Raw genomic sequence first — 6,021 nt, forward strand, 5'->3', positions numbered from 1 at the left:
GGGGGCACGGCCGCCCCGAACACCGGCGGGGGATGCGGGGCCGTTCGGCCCGGCGGTGCTCGCGGGCCCTCACCGGCCCGGGGGGCGGGGCCCTGCGCGGCCGGTTACTCGGCGGCGGCGTGCGCCCTGGAGGCGGGGACCCTCATGCCGCGGTCGCGGGCGTAGTCGGCGAGCATCTCGCGGAGCTGGCGGCGGGCGCGGTGCAGCCGGGACATGACCGTCCCCAGGGGCGTCCCCATCCGCTCGGCCACCTCCTTGTAGGCGTAGCCCTCGATGTCGACGAGGTAGATGACCTCCTGGAACTCCTCGGGCAGGCGGGCGAGCGCCTGCTTGATGTCGGAGTCGGGCAGGTGGTCCAGGACCTCGTTCTCGGCCGACCTCATGCCGGAGGACGTGTGCGCCTCGGCGGCGGCGAGCTGCCAGTCCTTGATCTCGTCGGTGGTCTCCTGGCGCGGTTCGCGCTGCTTCTTGCGGTAGCTGTTGATGAAGGTGTTGGTCAGGATCCGGTAAAGCCAGGCTCGCAGGTTCGTACCCGCGCGGAACTGGTGGAAATTCGCGAAGGCCTTGGCGAAGGTCTCCTGCACGAGGTCCTCCGCGTCGGCGGGGTTGCGGGTCATCCGCAGGGCCGTGGGGTAGAGCTGGTCGGCGAACGGTGTCACCGCGGTGGCGAAGTCCAGCGTCTGCTCCCCCTCGCGGGTCTCACCGGTCGTGGAGGCCTGGTCCATTTCGATAGTCGTCAAGATTCCCCCTCAGGACGACCGGACGGTCACTTCCACTGTGTAAGACGCCGCCGCAGGCCTCCAATGATGACATCAATCCGCGTGATACGAGTCACGGGACCCCCGAAACAGTCACCGGTACTGCCCAATGTGAGGTAAAGGCCCGGCGCGCCTCCTGGTCAGGATGCCTACCCGTTTGCGCGTGCCGTACGCTTGCGACGTCCCCCTCCCCGCCGGTCCGGGGAGGCGGCCCGCCCGCCGCAGGCACGTGCGGCACACCCCTTTTCCTTGTGGAGGACCCTGTGGCCCGCGTCGTTGTTGACGTCATGCTCAAGCCCGAGATCCTGGACCCCCAGGGCCAGGCCATCGCCGGGGCCTGCTCCCGTCTGGGCTTCGAGGGGATCGAGCAGGTCCGCCAGGGCAAGCGCTTCGAGGTCGAGGTGGAGGGCGCGGTGGACGAGGCCAAGCTCGCCGACGTCCGCCGCCTGGCCGAGACCCTCCTCGCCAACACCGTCATCGAGGAGTACAGCGTGCGCGTGGAGGACTGACCTCCGCGCGTGTGACCCGAGGCACTCCTACGCCGCGTCCCTCCCGGATTCCGCCGCCGCGGAAAACCCGCGGGGAAATCCGCGGGAATTCGTCCGCACGGTGTCCGACGTGCCCGAAGTGCCGGAGAGAACAGCCGTGTCCCCGCCGGGGACACGGCTGTTCGTTTTACTCCGTCCGCCCTCGGGGAAGGTTCCTAACATGCCGGGATGAACACGACAACGGAGCACGAGAGGTGTACGAATGGACGCCGATTTCTCGATCTCCCTCCCAAGGCAGGCGTATACGGTCGCCGTCGCCCGCGATGTCCTGGGCACCCTCCTCGTTCGCGCGGGAGTGTGCGGGGACTGCGTCGACGACATCCTCCTGGCCGTCTCCGAGGCCTGTGCCAACGCGATCGACCACGGCGGGCCGGCCCGTGACTACAGGGTCGAGGCGGAGATGGGCGGGCGATGGTGTGAACTGCGGATATCCCATACCGGGAGAGCGCCCGATCCCGTGGCGCTCGCGGAGCGGTTCACCACCGACCACACGCCCCTCCCCGGTCTGGAAGCGGAATCGGGCAGGGGCATTCTGTTGATGCGCTACCTCATGGACGAGGTCGCCTTCGAGGGGGAACCAAGGACCACGGTCCTGCTGCGCAAGCGGCTCACGGCTTGCGACGGACCGCCGGAGGAGAGCGCCGCCGATCAGGTGCCGGCCCAGCGCTACGCCCTGATGTGAGCGGGCCGAGCCGCGTGTCCCCCGGCCCCGGGACGCGGCGGCCCCCGGCCAGGGCCCGGACCGCGCCGTCCACGCGCGCGTCCACCGCCCCGCCGCGACCGCGGACCATCCCCGTGACGCATCACACAGGGCCCTTCCGACACCACCGTTTCCGCCTGTGGAATGCCACACCGGAACGCGGTGCGTGACCACCGGAGTTCGGAGCATCCTCCAAAGGAAAGGCCCCCGAGGGGCTCCGCCGTCGTACCCGACCACAGGTGAGCGGGTACGCTGCGGAGTGCGGACGCACCGTCCCCAGGGACGGGGCCAGGCAGCGGCGTCTCCCTCGCCGCACTCTCCCCGCCTCACGCGGGGACGGACTCGACCCGATCTCTCGGAGTGTGCTCATGACAGCCCGTGTGGGCGTCGTCACCTTCCCCGGCTCCCTCGACGACAAGGACGCCGCGCGCGCCGTCGCGCTGGCGGGCGCCGAACCCGTCTCGCTCTGGCACGCGGACGCCGACCTCAGGGGCGTCGACGCCGTGGTCCTGCCCGGCGGCTTCTCCTACGGCGACTACCTGCGCTGCGGGGCCATCGCCCGGTTCGCCCCCCTGATGTCGGAGCTGGTCCCGGCCGCCCGCTCGGGCGCGCTGCCGGTCCTGGGCATCTGCAACGGCTTCCAGATCCTGTGCGAGAGCCACCTGCTCCCCGGAGCCCTGACCCGCAACTCCTCGCTGCGGTTCGTCAACCGCGACCAGGTGCTGCGCGTGGAGAACACCGGCACCGCCTGGACCGGCGCCTACACCGAGGGCCAGGAGATCCTGGTGGTGCTCAAGAGCGGTGAGGGCAGCTACGTCGCCGACGAGCACACCCTGGACGAGCTGGAGGCCACCGGCCGCGTCGTGGTCCGCTACGTCGGCGGCAACCCCAACGGCTCCCGCCGCGACATCGCCGGGATCACCAACGAGCACGGGAACGTCGTCGGCCTCATGCCGCACCCCGAGCACGCCGTCGAAACGCTCACCGGCCCCTCCGACGAGGGCCTGGGCTTCTTCTCCTCGATCCTCGCCCACCTGGCCGCCGGTTCGCCGGTGAACGCCTGAGCCGCATCCCGAACTGGAGGGTTGGCCGATGATGGGGCTGCTGCGCTCCAGAAGGACGATGTTCGTCCTCGTGGGGCTGGTCGTGGTCGGACTGGTGGTGTCCGCGGGCATCGGCCTGTTCAACGCCATCGGCTCGGCACCCGTCGCCTCGCCCCCTCCCCAGGGCCAGCAGGACGGGGGCCAGGGCGGCGCTCCGTCCCAGAACCCGCCGCCGGACGTGGACGTACTCGGCCAGGCGCCCTCCGGTCTGTCCTACGTCTCCGATCCGGAGGCCGACGTCTACTGCGAGGGCACCGAGTGCGTCCGGCTGGTGATGGTCATGACCGAGGACGGTGAGCTGACCGAGGACTCGCGCGAGACCGTCGACACGGTGGTCTCCCACCTCCTCGGCCGGGGCTGGGAGGAGCAGGAGCCCCAGGGAGCACCCGAGGAGCAGGTCTTCCTCAGCGACGGCGAACACATGCTGGCCGACACCTCCGCCCACGACGAACCCGAGTCCCCGGCGACGCTGATGCTCGGCGACGCGAGCGGGCCCCAAACGCCCTGACCCGACCTTCCGCGCCGTTGGTCGGACGCCACGGCCCGGCTTCCACCCGAACACCCCGAACGGAACCACGCATGTCTGAAGCACCTGGTCTCGACACCGTCGCCGTGGCGCACGACAACCCCGACACACCGCAGCCGTACGCCGAACTGGGTATGGCCAAGGACGAGTACGAGCGGGTACGCGAGATCCTGGGCCGCCGCCCCACCTCCGCCGAGCTGGCCATCTACTCGGTCATGTGGAGCGAGCACTGCTCCTACAAGTCGTCCAAGGTGCACCTGCGCCAGTTCGGGGAGAAGGCGCCCGAGAACGACGCCCTGCTCGTCGGCATGGGTGAGAACGCGGGCGTGGTGGACGTCGGCGACGGCCGCGCGGTCACGTTCAAGATCGAGTCGCACAACCACCCCTCCTACGTGGAGCCGCACCAGGGCGCGGCCACCGGCGTGGGCGGCATCGTGCGCGACATCCTCACCATGGGCGCCCGCCCCGTCGCGGTGATGGACGCGCTGCGGTTCGGCCCGGCCGACGCCGACGACACCAAGCGGGTGCTGCCCGGCGTGGTGTCGGGCATCTCCTTCTACGGCAACTGCCTGGGCCTGCCCAACATCGGCGGCGAGATCGGCTTCGACGCCGGGTACATCGGCAACCCGCTGGTCAACGCGCTGTGCGTCGGCGTGATGCGGCACGAGGACATCAAGCTGGCGCAGGCGCCCGGCCCGGGCAACAAGGTGGTGCTGTTCGGCTCCACCACCGGCCCCGACGGGATCGGCGGCGCCTCGGTGCTGGCCAGCGCCACCTTCGACGACGAGTCGCACGCCAAGCGGCCCAGCGTGCAGGTCGGCGACCCGTTCATGGAGAAGCTGCTCATCGAGTGCAGCCTGGAGCTGTTCGAGAAGGACCTGGTCGTCGGCATCCAGGACCTGGGGGCGGCGGGCGTGTCCTGCGCCACCACCGAACTCGCCGCGGGCGGCACCGGCGGCATGCGCGTCCAGCTGGACCGGGTCCCGCTGCGCGACCACCGGCTCACTCCCGAGGAGATCCTCATGAGCGAGTCGCAGGAGCGCATGATGGCGATCGTCGAGCCCGCGAAGCTGGACGAGTTCCTGGCCATCTGCGACAAGTGGCAGATCCTGGCCACCGAGATCGGCGAGGTCACCGACGTGACCCCCGAGGAGGCCGAGCGCGGCGGTCGCCTGGTGATGACCTGGCACGGCGAGACCGTGGTGGACATGCCGCCGCGGACCGCCTCCGACGAGGGCCCCGTCTACCAGCGCCCGTACGCGCGCCCGGCCTCGCAGGACGCGCTCCAGGCCGACGACGCCGGGAAGCTGCCCCGGCCCTCCGGCGACGCCGAGCTGCGCGAGCAGGTGCTGCGCGTGCTGGGCGCCCCGGGCGTGGGCGACCCGACGTGGGTCACCCAGCAGTACGACAGCTACGTGCGCGGCGACACGGTGGTCTCCACCCCGCACGACGCCGGGATGATCCGCGTCTCCGACGACTCCCACCGCGGCGTGGCCCTGTCCACGGACGGCAACGGCCGCTTCACCCGGCTGGACCCGTACACGGGCACGCAGCTGGCCTACGCCGAGGCCTACCGCAACGTCGCCGCCACGGGCGCGCGCCCGCTGGCGGTGACCAACTGCCTCAACTTCGGCTCGCCCGAGGACCCCGGGGTGATGTGGCAGTTCGCCGAGTCCACCCGCGGGCTGGCCGACGCCTGCCAGCAGCTGGGCACCCCGGTGACCGGCGGAAACGTGAGCTTCTACAACCAGACCGGTGACGTGGCGATCAACCCGACCCCGGTGATCGGTGTGCTCGGCGTGATCGACGACGTGCGCACGCGGCTGCGGACGTCGTTCGACACCGACGGCGCCCGGGTGTTCCTGCTGGGCGAGACCCGGCCGGAGTTCGGCGGCTCGGCGTGGGCCGACACGGTCCACGGCCACCTGGGCGGCCTGCCGCCGCGGGTGGACCTGGCCGCCGAGGCCGCCCTGGGCGAGGTGCTGGCCGCCTCCGCCGAGCGGGGCCTGGCCGAGGCCGCGCACGACCTGTCCGACGGCGGCCTGGCGGTCGCGCTGGCCGAGTCGGCGATGCGCGGCGGCCGGGGCGTGCGGGTGACCGTGGACGGGGACGTGTTCACCGCCCTGTTCAGCGAGTCCGGCGCCCGCGCGGTCGTCGCGGTGCGGCCGGGCGAGGAGGAGGCGTTCGTGGCGCTGGCCAACGAGCACGGCGTGCCGGTGGAGCAGATCGGCGTCGTGGGCGGCGAGACCCTGTCGGTCACGCACCCCGGCGGCGCCGTGGAGATCGCGCTGACCGACCTGCGCGCCTCCTACGAGGCGGCCCTGCCCGCCCTGATGGACGGCGTGTGACACTGGCCGTTCGCGGCGGGGGCGTCCTTCGGGGCGCC

General features: G+C 71.6%; 6 protein-coding genes. 5 read left to right on the forward strand and 1 reads right to left on the reverse strand.

The features are described from left to right. Positions 1–104 precede the first annotated feature (104 nt). Positions 105–740, reverse strand: a complete 636-nt coding sequence (locus DQW06_RS25630; RefSeq protein WP_013156401.1) for a sigma-70 family RNA polymerase sigma factor — start codon at positions 738–740, stop codon at positions 105–107. A gap of 281 nt (positions 741–1,021) precedes the next feature. Between DQW06_RS25630 and purS the strand changes: the two genes are divergently transcribed. The 5 genes from purS (at position 1,022) to purL (ending at position 5,983) form a co-directional block, all read left to right on the forward strand. Next, positions 1,022–1,267: a phosphoribosylformylglycinamidine synthase subunit PurS gene (purS, locus tag DQW06_RS25635; protein WP_013156400.1), complete on the forward strand. Its 246-nt coding sequence runs from the start codon at positions 1,022–1,024 to the stop codon at positions 1,265–1,267. Between the two features lie 241 nt (positions 1,268–1,508). After that, positions 1,509–1,988, forward strand: coding sequence for an ATP-binding protein (locus DQW06_RS25640; RefSeq protein ID WP_013156399.1), 480 nt, complete (start codon positions 1,509–1,511; stop codon positions 1,986–1,988). 386 nt (positions 1,989–2,374) lie between these two features. Continuing rightward, positions 2,375–3,070 carry a phosphoribosylformylglycinamidine synthase subunit PurQ gene (gene purQ, locus DQW06_RS25645; RefSeq protein WP_013156398.1) on the forward strand — a complete coding sequence of 232 codons (696 nt, stop codon included), beginning with the start codon at positions 2,375–2,377 and terminating at the stop codon, positions 3,068–3,070. 28 nt (positions 3,071–3,098) lie between these two features. Continuing rightward, positions 3,099–3,617: a hypothetical protein gene (locus DQW06_RS25650; RefSeq protein WP_013156397.1), complete on the forward strand. Its 519-nt coding sequence runs from the start codon at positions 3,099–3,101 to the stop codon at positions 3,615–3,617. A 71-nt stretch (positions 3,618–3,688) separates the two neighbouring features. Next, positions 3,689–5,983 carry a phosphoribosylformylglycinamidine synthase subunit PurL gene (gene purL / locus DQW06_RS25655; protein ID WP_013156396.1) on the forward strand — a complete coding sequence of 765 codons (2,295 nt, stop codon included), beginning with the start codon at positions 3,689–3,691 and terminating at the stop codon, positions 5,981–5,983. The last annotated feature ends 38 nt before the right edge of the window (positions 5,984–6,021 follow it).

This window comes from Nocardiopsis sp. TNDT3, assembly GCF_003427465.1.
GTDB lineage: Bacteria > Actinomycetota > Actinomycetes > Streptosporangiales > Streptosporangiaceae > Nocardiopsis > Nocardiopsis dassonvillei.

Excerpts from the sequence above, each read along its gene's own strand:
- DQW06_RS25640 (WP_013156399.1), top strand. The coding sequence starts at position 1,509 with ATGGACGCCGATTTCTCGATCTCCCTCCCAAGGCAGGCGTATACGGTC.
- purQ (WP_013156398.1), top strand. The coding sequence starts at position 2,375 with ATGACAGCCCGTGTGGGCGTCGTCACCTTCCCCGGCTCCCTCGACGAC.
- DQW06_RS25650 (WP_013156397.1), top strand. The coding sequence starts at position 3,099 with ATGATGGGGCTGCTGCGCTCCAGAAGGACGATGTTCGTCCTCGTGGGG.
- purL (WP_013156396.1), top strand. The coding sequence starts at position 3,689 with ATGTCTGAAGCACCTGGTCTCGACACCGTCGCCGTGGCGCACGACAAC.